This is a genomic window from Microvirga antarctica (assembly GCF_017921815.1).
Lineage (GTDB): Bacteria > Pseudomonadota > Alphaproteobacteria > Rhizobiales > Beijerinckiaceae > Microvirga > Microvirga antarctica.
Genome location: NZ_JAGEMM010000178.1, coordinates 1 through 283 on the forward strand (window position 1 = coordinate 1; position 283 = coordinate 283).

The 283-nt window shown below is 46.3% G+C and carries 1 protein-coding gene; it reads right to left on the minus strand.

Features of this window, described 5'->3' with window-relative positions; translation table 11 throughout:
- Nucleotides 1-221 (minus strand): anaerobic C4-dicarboxylate transporter family protein (locus tag J4G32_RS21375; protein WP_281413610.1); only part of this gene is annotated, 221 nt, incomplete at its 3' end.
- Nucleotides 222-283 lie beyond the last annotated feature (62 nt).

A 283-nucleotide genomic window follows, 5' to 3' on the forward strand; every position in this document is an offset into this window, starting at 1 on the left:
TTTACCAAATAATCCAGACCGCCCGCGACCTGCATAGCAGAGATCGCGGCGATAACCGCCATGATGATGGAAATGACATCGAATGGAATTGTCCCTGGCTTCACGCCGATGGCGGCAAGTACCAGAACACCCAGCCCACCTGCGAATCCAATACCGATGCCCCCAAGTCTGGCGCCCAAAAAGATTGCCAGCAAAACAATGATAAGTTCGACAACTATCATATTAGCCTTCCTTGTTGTTTAACAAGTTGATATTAAATTGTTGTTATTTGGTAACTTCTTGT